We start from the raw sequence: 15,396 nt of genomic DNA on the forward strand, positions 1-15,396 counted from the left end.
ACATAACCTTTTGATTCAGGATCTGACTTCCTGCAAAGGTAAACTTTGAACTTTCTTGTTTGTTGATATCTCGTAAACTCGGCTGTCATAATAAGATCTCCCGCATTTTCACTTACTGCCAATAGGCGATCTTGGTCATAGACCATTTCAATGGTCATTCCACCAAAATAACGAAAAGCATTTTCGTGCATTCGAATAAGATCCGTTGTTTGAAATGGCCGGTCCAACCACTCCACATATTTGTATCTTGAGCTGGCTAAGATGAACCCTATGAAGTAAAGTCTCTTGTACGTCCCGTCCGATGTGGGCATTCTCTTTTGTCCAAAATCTACTTGAATCTGCTGTCCCAGAGGAAGCTCCGGAACCGCACTGAACTCTCTTTCAGAAAGTATTTTAGGAATATGATAGGCTTCCCGTAAATCGTTTACATAGCTTCTTACTGTTCCCTCTGCAACGAAGCTGACATCTAGCCTTTCTGCTAACCAATCGAATACCTGAGCTCCTGTGAGATCAGGATGTTCCTTTAGCCACTTTAGGATTTCTTCCCGAAAGGGATCAAGTTTTTTACTTCTGTTCTGTAACGAGATAGAGAACAAGTAGAATTCATCTGGAGACATTTTTCCATACTCTATCACCCTATTCCTTGATATTTTTAATTTTCTGGCAATCGCACTGTTGGAAAATCCATTACGACGAAGTCGATGAACTTCATTATAAATACTCAACTTTTCCACTCCCTGTTCCTCACTTTCTATAGACTTATTTAAGTATATAGAAAGCTGTTTAATTAAGGTGAACTGTTGAGTCTTATTTGTTGAATTCTGTTTGCTCTTATTTGTTGAAAACTGTTGATTCTAGTTTATCGTTTACACCACACCAGGGAATGGGCAGACAAGTCATAAATGGAGTAGCCAAGATAAGTTTTTAATTGTGATGGAGACGTTTGCCATGAATGAGGTGGAGTTAGCAGAGTATTGTCGAAAGAAAGGTTTGTTTCGTGAACAGATTGAAGCGTGGAAGAGTGTATGCCTTAAGGCAAATGGTCAGGCATTTGACCAAGCCAAGCAGTTGAATGGTGCATTAAAGGAAGAACAGAAGCGCGCCAAACAATTAGAAAAAGATCTACAAAAGAAAGAAAAGGCACTAGCAGAAGCGGCGGCGTTATTACTTTTGCGAAAAAAGGCCCAAGCGATCTGGGGGGACCAAGAGGACGAATGATCAACCCGTCAGATCGCGCACTAGCAGTAGAACTCATCCAAGAAGCGAATCAAAACGGTGCGCGATTAGCGAAGGCTTGCGAGGAACTTCACATCAGCGTTCGAACATATGAGCGGTGGGTGGCAGATGGTGATGTGAAGGTCGATCAGCGTCCGCTTGCGAAAAGACCCATTCCGAAAAATAAGATATCTGAGGAAGAAAAAGAGGAAATATTGACGGTTGTCAAACAGGAAGAATACGCCGATTTACCTCCTACACAAATTGTTCCAAAGCTTGCGGACAAAGGAACGTACATTGCATCAGAATCCACATTTTATCGGGTGTTACGTGAAGAAAAAATGCAACATCACCGTGGTCGTAGTCAAAAGCCTGAGCGAAGAATCCCCGAGAGTCATCTGGCACGATCGCCAAATCAGGTATGGACATGGGATATTACTTGGCTTGGTGGACCTGTAAAAGGTCTGTATTATCGGCTTTATTTAATTCTCGATTTATTTAGTAGAAAAGCAGTTGGTTGGGAAGTTTGGGAAACAGAAGAGGCAAAACATGCGGAAACCCTTGTGAAAAGAGCTGTGATCAATGAGAAAATCCAAGGGGCCCCGCTTGTGTTGCATTCAGATAATGGGAGCCCGATGAAAGCAGAGACTTTCTTGAGTTTACTAGAGAAATTAGGCATCCAGAGCTCCTTTTCAAGACCACGTGTGAGTAATGATAATCCTTACTCAGAAGCGATGTTTCGGACACTAAAATACCGACCAGACTTTCCACATAAAGGTTTTGTATCACTCGAGGAAGCGAGACAATGGGCACAGCAATTTGTCCATTGGTACAACGAGGTTCACCTGCATAGCGGGCTGAATTTTGTGACGCCTGTACAGTGTCATACAGGAGAATACGTTGCCATATTGGAAAAGCGAAAAGATGTATACGAAGTAGCAAAGGCAAAGCATCCAGAGCGTTGGGCACGAAGCGCAAGGAATTGGACACCAAAGGGACAAGTGGCGCTCAATCCCATGCGAGATGAGGGGCAAAAGCAATGAGTAAATCTTACTATTCCCATGTCCCTAGTGGTTTGAATCGAAAAAGTGGTTTTCTTTCGATTCAAATCACTAGGCCAGCAAGCGCAGCGCGGTAGCCTTGACTGATTTCGGGGATTGATGATATTTTTTCGGATCACTAAAGTAACTAAATACGACAACTATATTGACAAACACCGCTTCCGAAACGGGTGTAACTCGTTTTATATCATTTGTGGAATAGCTTATATCACCTTTTTTTGAAATTGATAATTTTGTGCAATAAATTGTAGATTTATATATTCTAGTAAAATTAGATGATATATAAGCTATTCAGCAGCAGTATAATTATTATTCTAATTATTGTAATTTAGACATTCAATAATTGGGTGTTTTGAACTAGTAAAATAGAGATTAATCTCCATGTTTCTATAATAAAGGGGGATTTTTTAGGTTCTTTTAACATATTCCTTGTTTTATATACAAAATTCTACAAAAAATCTTTAAAGTCTTATAGTGAAATTGTATAATATGTAGTAAGAGTTATTAATAGGAGGTTAAACAGTGTTAAAAACAAGGTCTTTAGTTGTGGTTTTGGCTTTGATGTTAATAATATCAAGCTTTTACGTGCCGTTAACTGCTATCGCAGAAGGTGATAATTCAGTCACTAATGAAAATAGTCTAATAGTAGTGTTAGCAGAAACGGAAATTTATGATAAAAATCAAGGGTTAGTTGGGTATGTAAGTGAAGATAGTGAATTTAAAGCAAATATTACTGATGGCAAGGTTTATATTAAATGGAATAGTGATTTTGCTACTGTAAGTAATGAGAATGTTACTGTAATAGAAAATGGAGAAAAAGATATTAAATTTGTCAATGACGAAGTACATATTGAAAATTTAATAGATTTAAATGAAGATGTTGAATTATATGATCCGATTAGCTTAGAAAGTGTCGTTACTATTAAAAAAGACAACATAATAGAGATAATCGGAGAAGTTGATGGTTATTATGAGGTAACTTTAGGAGAACGGTTACTATTGTTAGAGAAAAACGTTTTAGGGGATGTATTTACTGAGCAGATTGAAGAAGGGTTAACTGAGGAAGAAGGGTTAACTGAGGAAGAAGGGTTAACTGAGGAAGAAGGGTTAACTGAGGAAGAAGAGTTAACTGAGGAAGAAGAGTTAACTGAGGAAGAAGGGTTAACTGAGGAAGAAGGGTTAACTGAGGAAGAAGGGTTAACTGAGGAAGAAGAGTTAACTGAGGAAGAAGGGTTAACTGAGGAAGAAGGGTTAACTGAAGAAAAAAAGTTATCTAAAGGATTATCGATCGCTACATTTAGTAACACAATGGCTTTAGCTTCAAGCTTTAATAATTACTTTAAGGCAGATAGAAATGTGGCAGTTTATGATAATAGTGGCGGAACTCTCGTTCAAGTGGGAACTTTAAGAGGTGGTCAGGTTTTCCCTATTATCAGTGATTACGGGAATTGGCACCGAATTTCTTTTGGAGATGGTTATGGTTATGTGAGAAAGATTGATACTTCTCCTGATAATGGAAATTCAGTGCGAAATAAAAATAATAATTTTAATAATTCAACTGCAATCTCTATTATACCTAATCAAAACATTAGTGTTTATGATAACAGCACAGGAAGTTTAGTGCCTTTTGGGTCTATACTAAGAGGGGTTTCGTATCCAATTATTAATGAATATGGTCCTAATTGGTATAGAGTAGATTTAGGGGGAAGAGTTGGCTTTATTAGACAAAGTGATGTCAAAACAGAGATCAAGGAATTTTCTGTAGACGATGAATACTTTGAGACTGTAAGGAATACAACAGTATATGATAATAGTACAGGTGCCCTTCTCCCTAAAGGATTATTGAGAGCGGGAGAACACTATCCAAGAGTTAGTGATTATGGAAACTGGCATCGAGTTGATTATGGAGATGGGTATGGCTATATCCGGAAGTCAGATACAATACCTAGTGATGGTAAAAGCATATCAAACCAAAATACTTCATTTAATAATTCAAACGCTGTATCGATAGTTCCTGAGAGGAACATTTCTGTATATGATAATACTTCTGGAACATTGCTTCCATTTGCAACTATTTATAATAATGTTTCGTATCCGATTATTAATGAGTATGGTTCGAACTGGTATCGTGTAGATGTATCTGGAAGAGTAGGATTCGTTAGACAAAGTGATGTTAAAACGATCACTAAAGAATTTCAAACTAGTGATAAGTATTTTGAAGTTATAAGAAATACCACGATATATGACAACAGTACAGGTTCGTTAGTAGCTAAAGGTACAATAAATGCCGGAGAACATTATCCTCGAGTAAGTGACTATGGAAATTGGCACAGAATCCAATATGGCAATGAGTATGGTTATATTAGAAAAGCAGATACAGCACCGAGTACTGGAAGTTCTGTTAAAAATGAAAACACTACATTTAGAAACTCAGATAGGTCATTTAATACAAATAAAAATGTAATCGTCTATGATAACACATCAGGTAGTTTAGTCCCTTTTGCAACTATTAATAACGGAGAGATATATCCGTTTGTGAATGAGTACGGCACAAATTGGTACAGAGTAATAGTGGCTGATCGAGTTGGTTTTGTGAGATCTGCTGATGTATCAGTTGGTCCTGTTAAAATCTACGATACTACTTCTTATAATTATAGTTTAAATGAAATGCTTGATAGACAAATGAGAGTAAATCCTCAAACTGATTTATATCGAAACCAAAATGCATTTGTTAGTCGAGATTTTATTAGTACAGGCAGCGGGAGTTTTCCAAAGACTGGACGAGTAACTGCTAGTACATTAAATGTAAGAGAACAGGCTAATACGAATAGCTGGATCTTTGGGACGTTATCAAATGGAAGTAATGTAAACTTAGTAGGACAAACAGGTAATTGGTACGAAATCCGTTTTGGTGCTTGGCGAAGTGCTAAACGTGAGGACGTCAGAAGATATGTTGATCCGAATAATTTTGATAAAGATTCACGAGATTATTTGCAGTTTTTACAATTATCAAGAAGTGCTGGAACGTCAGCAACTGAACTTAATAAAGCTTTAACTGGTAAAGGTGTGTTAGCTGGAACTGGTGCTGCTTTTAAAACGGCAAGTGAGACTCATAGTATTAATGAAATATATTTAATTGCACATGCCTTACTTGAAACAGGACACGGTCAATCGACATTAGCTAAAGGGATTCGTGTAACTGAAGTTGGTGGAAAGGCAGTTGAACCAAAAGTAGTCTATAATATGTTTGGGATTGGTGCATTTGATGGTGTAGCTGAAAGAGCTGGAGCTGAGTATGCATATAATGCTGGCTGGGATACCCCTGAAAAAGCAATTATTGGTGGTGCTAGATTCATAGGTCAATCCTATATAAATCATCCTACACATAAACAAGATACACTTTATAAAATGAGATGGAACCCTGGAAGTCCAGCTACTCACCAATATGCAACTGATATTGGCTGGGCGGTAAAACAAGTTAGTCTTATGGATCAACTGTACAATCAAATGAATAATTACACTATGTATTTTGATGTACCTAAATATAAATAAAATTATCTTTCAAGAGACACCCTTTTTAGGGGTGTCTCTTTGCTAAGGAATTATAAAAAAGTAATGTAATTTTTCTTGAAGAAGTGAAAAAATACTAATAAATATGTAGGTATTAGTAACATATAAGGCAAGTCAGTGAGTTCTATTTACATCTAAAATATTATAAGGTACTATTAATTAAGCTCCAAGCTTCTCTATGAGCTAAGTAAATACAGGTTAGCCTGATGATAGTGGTGAATGAACTATGGAAGCAACCAGTTTGATTAAAAATCTTATTACATTTTCTGTTCTAATCGTTACCAGAAATGAAGAGAAATATATAGAAAAGTTAATTAGTTCTTTAATGAATCAGAAATTCCCAAAAGATAAATTTGAGATCATAGTAATTGACGGAATGTCTAATGATAATACAAGAGTTATCCTAAATAAATATATAGAAAAATCTGATGGGAAAATACGTATGTTTAATAACGAAAAAAAGACGTTAGCACCGGGATGGAATATTGGAATTCAAGAAGCAAAAGGTGATTATGTCTTACGTATTGATGGTCATACTAAAGTGAATTCCAATTTTCTAAATAATTATTGGGAAGTTATAAAAGAAAACCCAGACGTGTCTTGTGTTGGAGGTACAATCACTTCCAAAGGAATTGGATTTCAAGGTGAAGTAAATGAGTACGTATACTCTCATCCATTTGGTGTTGGGAACTCTAAATTTAGGACATTAAAAAGTGACTGGGAAGGGTATGTAGATACAGTTCCTTATGGAGCCTATAAAAAAGAGGTATTTACAACGGTTGGTCTTTTTAATGAAAATTTAGTGAGAAATGAAGATCTTGATTTCCATAAGAGAATGCATGATAAAGGAATGAAATTTTTTCTTTCGAGCAAAATTCAATCGGTATATTTTGTTCGTGACTCTTTAAAAGGTTTAATCAATAAATCTTTAGGTGATGGTCAATGGACTATTATAGCGGATAGGATTACACCAGGTGCATTGAAGGCAAGACATAAAGTGCCGTTGTTTGCCTTTGTTTTTGGTTTTCTACTTTTAATCTTGGCCCCTTTTATAGGGATAGCTTTTTGGATGTTAGTTTTTATAATTTCAGCTTATTTGATTTTGAACCTTTTATCTAGTAAAGGCATAGTTGCTGAAAGAAGCTTGAAACATTTTTTACCTTGCATGTTTACTTTCTTTTGTTTGCATTTCTTTAGAGGTTTAGGCTCATTTATGGCTTTTTTTAGAAAAGAATATTGGATTAAGTAAAATTATATAGAAGTGAGTTGTATAGAAATGTTTGAAATTTACAGGTATAGACATCTTTTGTTTTTTTAGTAAGAAAAGAACTTAGAGTCAAATATAGAAATACATTACTAGGTTATTTTTGGTCCTTATTGGAACCATTGGGCTTAATGATTATATATTCGATTGTCTTCTCTTTGATTATGCGATTTGAAGTGGATAATTATCCATTACTTTTGTTATCAGGACTTATTCCTTGGATGTTTGTTAGTCATTCAATTAATACAGGTTCGAAAATATTGACGTTAAATGCATCGTTGATTAAAAAGGTTTACTTTCCTAGGCAATTATTTCCTATAACGGTTGTCACGACAAATATCATTAATTTAATGATTTCCCTTGTTTTAGTGGGGGTGTTTTCAATAATTTATGGTGGTGGTCTAGGTTTATCCTTAGTATGGTTGCCATTTGTTATGTTTTTTCAGTATTTGTTAGTTTTGAGTGTGGTGCTTATTTTATCGAGTATTAGCGTGTATTACAGAGATATTGAATTTATGAGTAGCTTAGGTATTAGAGGGTGGATGTATTTATCACCAATCATTTATCCTATTTCAATAATTCCAGACGAGTATATAAATTTGTACATGCTAAATCCAATGGCGACAATTATTTCAATATATCACCATATTTTTTACGGTGCTGAACTAGTTGAATTCAAATGGATATTATATACAATTGGTGTTACGATTTTCCTTCTATTTATTTGCTGGACTATTTTCGGTAAATTAAGTAAGAAAATGGGGGAAGTGATTTAACATGAATGCTGTTGAGGTAAACGGTTTATCTAAAGTTTTTAAAAAAGCATATGATAAGACATTGAAAGGTGTGTTTCTATCTTCAATTCGAAAAGAAAAAAAATTAGAACAGCATCTAGCACTTAATGATGTTAACTTTTCTGTTAAAAAAGGAGAAGCATATGCGATTATAGGGAAAAATGGTGCCGGTAAAAGTACGCTATTCAAAGTTATTTCTGGTGTGATATTTCCAGATAAGGGTAGTATTAAGTTGAATGGAACAATAATGCCGCTTATTGAATTAAGTGCTGGTTTAAGTAGAGACCTTTCCGGGCTGGAAAATATTAAATTAAACTGTGCTATTTATGGACTAAATAAAGAAAAAATAAATCAAATCTTACCTGATATCATTGAATTTGCTGAGCTAGAAGATTTTATTGATACTCCTGTTAAGTTTTATTCATCGGGTATGAAAGCAAGGTTAGGTTTTTCGATCGCTGTTCATATTGATACCGATATTATCTTAATTGATGAAGTACTTGCGGTGGGTGATAAAGACTTTAAAGAAAAATGTTATGAACGCATTTTAGAACTAAAGGCAAAAGGGAAAACAATTATTATTGTTTCACATAGTTTAAGACCATTAAAGAAAATATGTGATAGGGCATTAATCTTGCACAAAGGTGAAGTTAAAGCCATTGGTGAAATTAATGAAATGATTGCTCAATACGAAAAGCAAAATCCAAAGAAAAAGAAAAAAGTGAAAAAGAAAGTTGTAAAGGAAGAAACATTGGTAAAAGAATAAAGTTTCATCCTTTAATTTTGAGGTGTTAAAATGAAATCACAAATAGGAAAGCTACCAACAACGGTTTTTGATACGAAAAAAGTCAGGGCATATAGGGAACAAGCACAAAAATATAGTGCAAAAGAGGACTTATGGTCTTGGTTTGTTTTACGGCGCTTGTCTATTTTCTTTACAATAGTATTTATAAAGCTTCGATTAACACCTAATACGATCAGTTGGTTTAGCTTTATAGGAATTGTCTCATCAGGTTTTCTTATGATTTTATCAACACCTCTAGCTTTTGCTTTTGCCTTTTTGTTTTATAATTTAGGTTACTTGTTTGATTGTGTGGATGGAGAAGTGGCACGGATAACGAAAAAAACATCAAAAAAAGGTGTTTTTATCGATATGCTCATTCAAGCAGCGACATTGCCTGTATTTATTTCATTTATAATTTCGTTACTTGTGATGATGGGTTACTTGAGCCTAAATGTTTGGGAAAGTTTTATACTTTATTGTTTAATCGTTTTTGCGATAATGTCGTTATTAATTCCATTGTCTTATCAAATTACGCTACAAAATGGTAGTGAACAAGATCCAGTGAATAAAATAAGAGCTAAGTCGTTTTTCTTTACTGTTGTTGGCTTTTTATTAGGGTTACCCGGATTTTATGCGACGCTTCTTCTCCTTGTATTCATAGGATTATGGATTGATTGGCCACTTATCCCCATCTATATTGCTTTATTTTTGCTTGTTCTTGTATTGAAAGTTCTAGCACGATTATTTGTGACGCTTAAATCTATATAAATTTGTGATATTAGTGGTATCTCCTGGTAACGATGTTGTGTTTGTTATTTCTATGTTATAATTAAGTTTATATTTTGTTAAGAACTTGATGAATAAGTAAATTATTTTGAAATAATCTGCATTCGTGATGATATAGGAGGTTGCCAAGCGTGAAAAAGGTTATCACATATGGAACATTCGATTTATTGCACTGGGGCCATATAAACCTATTGCGTCGAGCAAAAGAGTTAGGTGAATACTTAATTGTGGCCATATCAACTGATGAATTTAATGAGTTAAAAAATAAAGAGTCTTTCCATAGCTTTGAAAATCGTAAAATGATATTAGAAGCCATTCGTTATGTAGATGAGGTTATTCCTGAGGAAAATTGGGAGCAAAAGATTACTGACGTGAAAAAGCATAGTGTAGATGTATTTGTTATGGGTGATGATTGGGAAGGTAAATTCGACTTCTTGAAAGAACACTGTGAGGTTGTTTATTTGCCGAGAACGGCAGCTATTTCGACTTCCAAGATAAAAGAAGGAATTCGATCTATTCAAGATTAATACAAAAAAGTTACTATTATACTATGGATTTTTCTGGTTAACTTGTAAAAGTAACGAAATTTAAAAGTTTTTGTTTTACAGCGATGATTTTATGTTAAAATACTCCTAGACTATATATTCTATATATGCTAGGGGTTTTTATATGCCAAATATATTTCCAGAAAAAACATCGCGTTTTTCTGTAGTTCTAGTTGATATATTAATTATTTTATTTTCATATACGATTTCATTTATGATTGCCTCTAATTATCGTGTTATCCAAGAGAGAAATATTGATGCTTTTATTAGTTTGTTTCCTTGGGTTTTGTTGATTGGGGTCTTTTTAATATATACGTTTGAGTTGGATCGTCTTGTTTTAAAGGATAAATATGATATTGTCCGTAAACTAATTGTGACAGTTGGTTTTATGTTTATTTTTACGACAGCTGCATCATTCTTATTCCGTGAATTTGCGTTACCACGTTCCGTTATCCTTATGTCACACTTCTTTGCTTTCTGGTTAATGTTAGGCTGGAAAATGATTTATGTGAAGATGACAAGTAAGAAATTTAAGGATCGGGCTGTTTTTATTGGCGATGAGGATGAGTATGAGCTCATGACCGATAATCTTGTTGCCTCAAAATTAACAACAAGCAAAAAAGGTTTAGTGAGAATTCACAGCCTTGCATCATTGAAGGATTTAGGACAACAATTAGCTCCGTACAGCCATATTTTTGTCGGATCTGCTGTCACAGAAAAAAGAAAAAACGAAATTCTTTATTATGCAATGAAGCAAAATAAATTAGCGTATGTTATTCCGAATATGAATGATTTATTTGTGATGAAATCATCTGTGACAACACTCGGGGATTCGATGGTTATTCAAGTGAAACCTTTTAACTTAACAAATGGTCAAGAAATCATTAAGAGACTGCTAGATTTATCTGTCTCGGCCGTAATGATTTTAGTAACATTGCCTTTGATGCTGATTGCGGCAATTTTGATCAAATTAGAAGACCGTGGTCCAATTTTCTTCAAACAGGAGCGAGTAGGAAAAGACGAAAAGCCATTTAATGTCTTGAAATTTCGTTCGATGATTGTCGATGCCGAAGCGAAAACAGGTCCTGTCTTAGCAAAAAGTAAAGACAATCGGATTACAAAAATCGGAGCTTTTATGCGTAAAACCCGAATTGATGAATTACCACAATTAATTAACGTATTCCGTGGCGATATGTCTCTAGTTGGACCAAGACCAGAACGTGAATTCTTCGCAAAACAATTCCAAAAGGAAAACAAATGGTTTAACTATCGAAATTCAGTAAAACCAGGAATTACTGGGTACGCACAAGTGCTTGGTAATTACACAACAAGTCCAGAGCGGAAGTTGAAATTCGACTTGTATTATATTCGACATTATTCGATTTGGTTAGATATTATGCTACTGCTGAAAACGGTGATTGTCGTCTTAAATAAATCACAAGCAGAAGGCAGTGTAGAGAAAGAGAGTCAGAGCAATATTGGCAAAAGAAAATATGGATTTATGAAAATGAAATAAAAGATTAATAGCCGTTTCTGAGCTCACATTCGTTTTAGGTGAGTTAGGGAGCGGTTTTTTGCTGTATTTTTGGGTATGATAAACAAGGTGAAGTATGAATTGTGTTTTATTCATACCAATGGGCGGAGCGGTGGTTTACAATACCCATGTAGGTTAATTAATAAGTACTGTAAATGTGAGGGGTTTGAGATTTTATCACCAATCCGAGTTTGAGTTAATAGGTATTATAAAAAGCTGAAATGTGAAATTAGATTACTAATTCGGGCTAATAAGCACTGTAAGTATGAGGAACTGAAAATTTCATTACCAATTCAGGTTAATAGGCACTGTAAAAAGCAGAACCGGGAAATTCCATTACCAATCCAAGTTAATACGCACCGTAAAAGAGAGGAATCGTAATTTTCATTACCAATTCCAGTTAATACGCACCGTAAATGCGAGGAACACGAAATCCCATTACCAAATCCAGTACATAAGCACCGTAAAAAGGCGAACCGCGAAATCTCATTACCAATCCCAACTAATACGTACTATAACCTGACATAAAGGCAATTTCCATTACCAATCCCCGACATATCCTACCACAATTACGAACAATCAACATAAAAGTGGCATTTCAGCAATAAAAAAACGCAGGATTTGCCCAGCTGTTGCAATTAAACCTAAAACGATTTAATCTGCTGGAATATCCTGCGTGTTGATTTCATAATTTATTTGATAACTGACTGAAGCTATTGACCGACCTTTTTTAAAAAGTCGCTGCTTACCCAACTTGTGCGCTTGTTATAATCGACTTGTGTCCATGAATTGTTTGTATGAACTTGACCGTTGCTTTTAAGTACACCTGTAATATATTCACCTTTTTTGACGCTGTCGATAACTTCACCGCTTGGTTGATCACGTACATTTAGGCTAGTTGAAGAGGTTGAAATTTGATAAAGATTTTGTAGGCTAACATAGTCACCAGATAGCCATCCTGTTTCACGTCCAATTTTAACTTCATACCAACCATTGAAATTAATACCAAGCACTTGAACTCTTGTTTGAGTATCTAAAGTGCGAATGAAGGATTGAGCGGTTGTATTTGGTTCATTTCTAAAATTGACACGAGTTGTGGTTGTTCCGATAATCCCTTCTGGGTAACGTGTTATTTCCGTTGGTTCTGGGTTACCTGTCTGTACATATTCAGGAGCAGTTCCAGGTTGGTCCTTGTAGACGGGAATATTGTAACTTAACGTATGACCAGAAATGGAGGAATATAAATTAGCAATTCTTCCAGTTTGTTTGATAGCCCAAGCAATATCTGTTGCGTATTGGTTGTGCCCTGGATTAGCTGGATTCCATCTCATTTTGTAAAGGGTATCTTGTCCATTATGAATATAATTTTGGGCAACAAATTTAGCCCCATCTATAATCGCCTTTTCAGGTGTGAACCAGCCTTGGTCGTATGCATATTTAGCACCACATGACTTGGCACAGCCATCAAAAGCACCAATGCCGTACATATTATAGACCGTTTGACCATTGTAATTGATTCCACGTGCAAGTTCAGAATGACCATTTCCTGTTTCTAATAAAGCATGTGAGATTAAATAGATTTCATTAATAGAATGTGTCTTACTTGCTTCTATAAAGGCTTGCCCTTGACCAGTTAAAATCCCTTTGCTCGCGAGAACCGTATTATTTAACTCTAAGGCTTGAACACCCGCTCCTTTGGATAAGTCTAAAAATTGATAAAAATGAGAGGAGTCATTAGAGAAGTTATTTGGGTTTAGATAATACTCAATATCTTCTGGGCTGGCATTTACCCACATTTTATTTAACTGAATCTGATACCAAGTGAATCCATCGTTTCCTTGGACCGTGTTTGTTATGTTTACTTTTTCTCCTGAAGTTACTTGGCCAATTGTCCAAAAGGTCGTACTTGGGCCACCACGTAGGTTCCAGCGTGTGGACTGACCATTAGTTCCTTGTTTTACTGTTCCTGTTGAACCAGAGACATTTAAAGCATCTGCTCTTATGTACATATTATATTTTTTATCCGTTTGAGCTTTTAGTGCGATTCGTCTTTCTAGGGCATTCTTAAATACCGTATTTACTTCGGTTGTCGTAAATGAATGAGCACTAGCTTGATGAGCACCTATAAAAACAAAAGTCATCATCATTAGCCCGATAATAATAAATGCACCGATTTTTTTAGTCCACATTTGTTTTGTAGTCCCTCCTATATAGTTCTTTTTTAATGTGAATAAAGACTCTACTATGCTTTTTTTATTATCTAATACTTTTACTAGAATGTTAATAGATTTGTTTATAAAAGTTTGGTAAATTGAAAGAAAGATAGAAAAGAACTAAGTAGTTGTTTGATTTAATGGGGAAGTGGGGAAAAGAGGATTAGATAAGGTTAAATATAAGGCGAAAAGAGAATAAAAAACCCCCGTTCATAGAAACAGAGGTTAAAAATGTAATTTTATTTAACTTTTTATATAGATTAGATTAACTCAATAATCTTAGTAGCTTGTTTCGATTTCTTCAAATTTTTCTTCCTCAAAAGGGTTTGGGTCATTTAGACTATGTCCATCAATTTCTAAGTGTTGCTTTAGTCTCGTTTGTAAGTCTGCTAGATGTTCTTGATCAACTTCTAAATAATAGACACCATTAATTGTTGCGTTGCTTCCTTGAACTTGATGATTTTCAATATCTGTTAATGAACCAGCATATGAATGAAGGGCTACTAGGTTAGCAAATGAAAAATTTGTACCTAAGTTATCACCTATTGCATCCATTAACCCATTAAAGTTAGTAATGGTAGAAAAACTTGCTGCTTGTTTAATAATTCCTTCAATTACTTGTTGTTGGCGTTGTCCACGGCCTATGTCACCGAGTGGGTCTTGTTTTCTCATTCTGGAATAAGCCAAAGCTTCTTTTCCGTTTATGTGCTGAAGACCTTCAGTAAATTGTAGATTATAACTGTCTGTGCTTTTTTCATTAAAGGTAAAGTCAAATGGAACATCTACTTCAATTCCACCTAGGGCGTCGACAACATCAACGAGCCCTTCAAATCGAACATATCCATAATAGTCAATCGGAATATCTAAAAAGTTTTCAACCGTGTTAATAGTCATATTAAGACCACCACGTGAATTGGCATGATTAATTTTGTCCATAAATCCTAACCCTACCATTTCAACGCGTGAGTCACGAGGGATGCTTGTTAAGATGATGCTTTTTTCATCCTTATTAAATGTTGCAACAAGCATTGCATCAGTTCGAGCTCTAGTTTCACCTGGGCGTGAGTCATCACCTAAAAGTAAGACTGAAAAGTTATCCTTACTAGGATTAACGGCTTCGGTTCGCATTTCTGACTTAACTCCACGCTCTAATTCTGGTTCAGCAGCACCTGTTATGGTTGAGTTAATTTTCCATGCCGAGTAGAAGATGGCTCCTCCAATCACTACAAATGTGAGAACGAATAGGGTTAAAATCGACTTGAGTATTTTACGTTTACTTCTTTTTTTCTTTGTCGTGTTCTAGACTGCTCCACTATCATACCTCTCTTTCTTGATGAAGGGTATTGAATCCCTTCACAATATTATTCATCTATAAAGCTTCATGTTCTTTTAATAGTTAAATTGAATCCCCTATTAATGATCATATTCTCCTACCGCTGGTTGTTGAACCGAACGGTACTTTCGGACAGGCTATTCCTACTTATTTCCTATATTAGTCCGGGATAAAATGTATAAAATAGACGATATCTATCCAATTTTATCGAATAAATGACCTTTAGTAAAGCAAAAACACATAAAAGTACGGATGTAAAGTATTGGGAGTATCTTGTAAGATTAAGTAGAATATTAG

The 15,396-nt window shown here is 35.1% G+C and carries 10 protein-coding genes and 2 pseudogenes; 9 read left to right on the plus strand and 3 right to left on the minus strand.

Features of this window, described 5'->3' with window-relative positions; all coding sequences use genetic code 11:
• Positions 1-725, minus strand: a pseudogene (locus tag BALCAV_RS14555) (DDE-type integrase/transposase/recombinase); the annotation flags it as partial.
• Between the two features lie 223 nt (positions 726-948).
• Between BALCAV_RS14555 and BALCAV_RS14560 the strand changes: the two are divergent.
• The 9 genes and pseudogenes from BALCAV_RS14560 to BALCAV_RS14600 all read left to right on the plus strand — a co-directional run bounded on the left by BALCAV_RS14560 (position 949) and on the right by BALCAV_RS14600 (position 11,535).
• Entirely contained in the window at positions 949-1,218 is a 270-nt protein-coding gene (locus BALCAV_RS14560) for a hypothetical protein (protein ID WP_003321317.1), read from the plus strand.
• A complete protein-coding gene (locus tag BALCAV_RS14565) occupies positions 1,215-2,258 on the plus strand; it encodes an IS3 family transposase (protein ID WP_003321316.1) in 1,044 nt (347 codons plus the stop codon). Before BALCAV_RS14560 ends, BALCAV_RS14565 begins: the two co-directional genes overlap by 4 nt.
• A 540-nt stretch (positions 2,259-2,798) precedes the next feature.
• Complete coding sequence (locus BALCAV_RS14570) at positions 2,799-5,828, plus strand: N-acetylglucosaminidase (protein ID WP_052044392.1); 3,030 nt, start codon at positions 2,799-2,801, stop codon at positions 5,826-5,828.
• Between the two features lie 244 nt (positions 5,829-6,072).
• Complete coding sequence (locus BALCAV_RS14575; protein WP_003321314.1) at positions 6,073-7,095, plus strand: glycosyltransferase family 2 protein; 1,023 nt, start codon at positions 6,073-6,075, stop codon at positions 7,093-7,095.
• A gap of 113 nt (positions 7,096-7,208) precedes the next feature.
• Positions 7,209-7,886: pseudogene (locus BALCAV_RS14580) on the plus strand (ABC transporter permease); the annotation flags it as partial.
• 1 nt (position 7,887) lies between these two features.
• The gene (locus BALCAV_RS14585; RefSeq protein ID WP_003321311.1) at positions 7,888-8,670 is read left to right on the plus strand and encodes an ABC transporter ATP-binding protein; all 783 of its coding nucleotides are present in this window, start codon (positions 7,888-7,890) and stop codon (positions 8,668-8,670) included.
• Positions 8,671-8,700: 30 nt separating this feature from the next.
• Positions 8,701-9,456 (plus strand): CDP-alcohol phosphatidyltransferase family protein, encoded by a 756-nt coding sequence (locus BALCAV_RS14590; protein ID WP_003321310.1) that lies wholly within the window; start codon positions 8,701-8,703, stop codon positions 9,454-9,456.
• Positions 9,457-9,605: 149 nt separating this feature from the next.
• A complete protein-coding gene (tagD, locus tag BALCAV_RS14595; RefSeq protein ID WP_003321309.1) occupies positions 9,606-10,001 on the plus strand; it encodes a glycerol-3-phosphate cytidylyltransferase in 396 nt (131 codons plus the stop codon).
• 142 nt (positions 10,002-10,143) lie between these two features.
• Complete coding sequence (locus BALCAV_RS14600) at positions 10,144-11,535, plus strand: sugar transferase (RefSeq protein WP_003321308.1); 1,392 nt, start codon at positions 10,144-10,146, stop codon at positions 11,533-11,535.
• A gap of 731 nt (positions 11,536-12,266) precedes the next feature.
• On the opposite strand, the gene BALCAV_RS23295 is transcribed toward BALCAV_RS14600, so the two are convergent.
• On the minus strand, positions 12,267-13,742 hold the full coding sequence (locus BALCAV_RS23295) for an SH3 domain-containing protein (RefSeq protein WP_003321307.1): 1,476 nt from the start codon (positions 13,740-13,742) through the stop codon (positions 12,267-12,269).
• A gap of 303 nt (positions 13,743-14,045) precedes the next feature.
• Positions 14,046-14,894, minus strand: coding sequence for an LCP family glycopolymer transferase (locus tag BALCAV_RS14610; RefSeq protein ID WP_052044394.1), 849 nt, complete (start codon positions 14,892-14,894; stop codon positions 14,046-14,048).
• Positions 14,895-15,396: the final 502 nt, after the last annotated feature.

The organism is Alkalihalobacillus alcalophilus ATCC 27647 = CGMCC 1.3604 (genome assembly GCF_000292245.2).
GTDB classification, from domain to species: domain Bacteria; phylum Bacillota; class Bacilli; order Bacillales; family Bacillaceae_D; genus Alkalihalobacillus; species Alkalihalobacillus alcalophilus.

Excerpts from the sequence above, each read along its gene's own strand:
- BALCAV_RS14585 (WP_003321311.1), top strand. The coding sequence starts at position 7,888 with ATGAATGCTGTTGAGGTAAACGGTTTATCTAAAGTTTTTAAAAAAGCA.
- BALCAV_RS14560 (WP_003321317.1), top strand. The coding sequence starts at position 949 with ATGAATGAGGTGGAGTTAGCAGAGTATTGTCGAAAGAAAGGTTTGTTT.
- BALCAV_RS14590 (WP_003321310.1), top strand. The coding sequence starts at position 8,701 with ATGAAATCACAAATAGGAAAGCTACCAACAACGGTTTTTGATACGAAA.
- BALCAV_RS14575 (WP_003321314.1), top strand. The coding sequence starts at position 6,073 with ATGGAAGCAACCAGTTTGATTAAAAATCTTATTACATTTTCTGTTCTA.
- BALCAV_RS14600 (WP_003321308.1), top strand. The coding sequence starts at position 10,144 with ATGCCAAATATATTTCCAGAAAAAACATCGCGTTTTTCTGTAGTTCTA.
- BALCAV_RS14565 (WP_003321316.1), top strand. The coding sequence starts at position 1,215 with ATGATCAACCCGTCAGATCGCGCACTAGCAGTAGAACTCATCCAAGAA.
- BALCAV_RS14610 (WP_052044394.1), bottom strand. The coding sequence starts at position 14,894 with ATGCGAACCGAAGCCGTTAATCCTAGTAAGGATAACTTTTCAGTCTTA.
- BALCAV_RS23295 (WP_003321307.1), bottom strand. The coding sequence starts at position 13,742 with ATGTGGACTAAAAAAATCGGTGCATTTATTATTATCGGGCTAATGATG.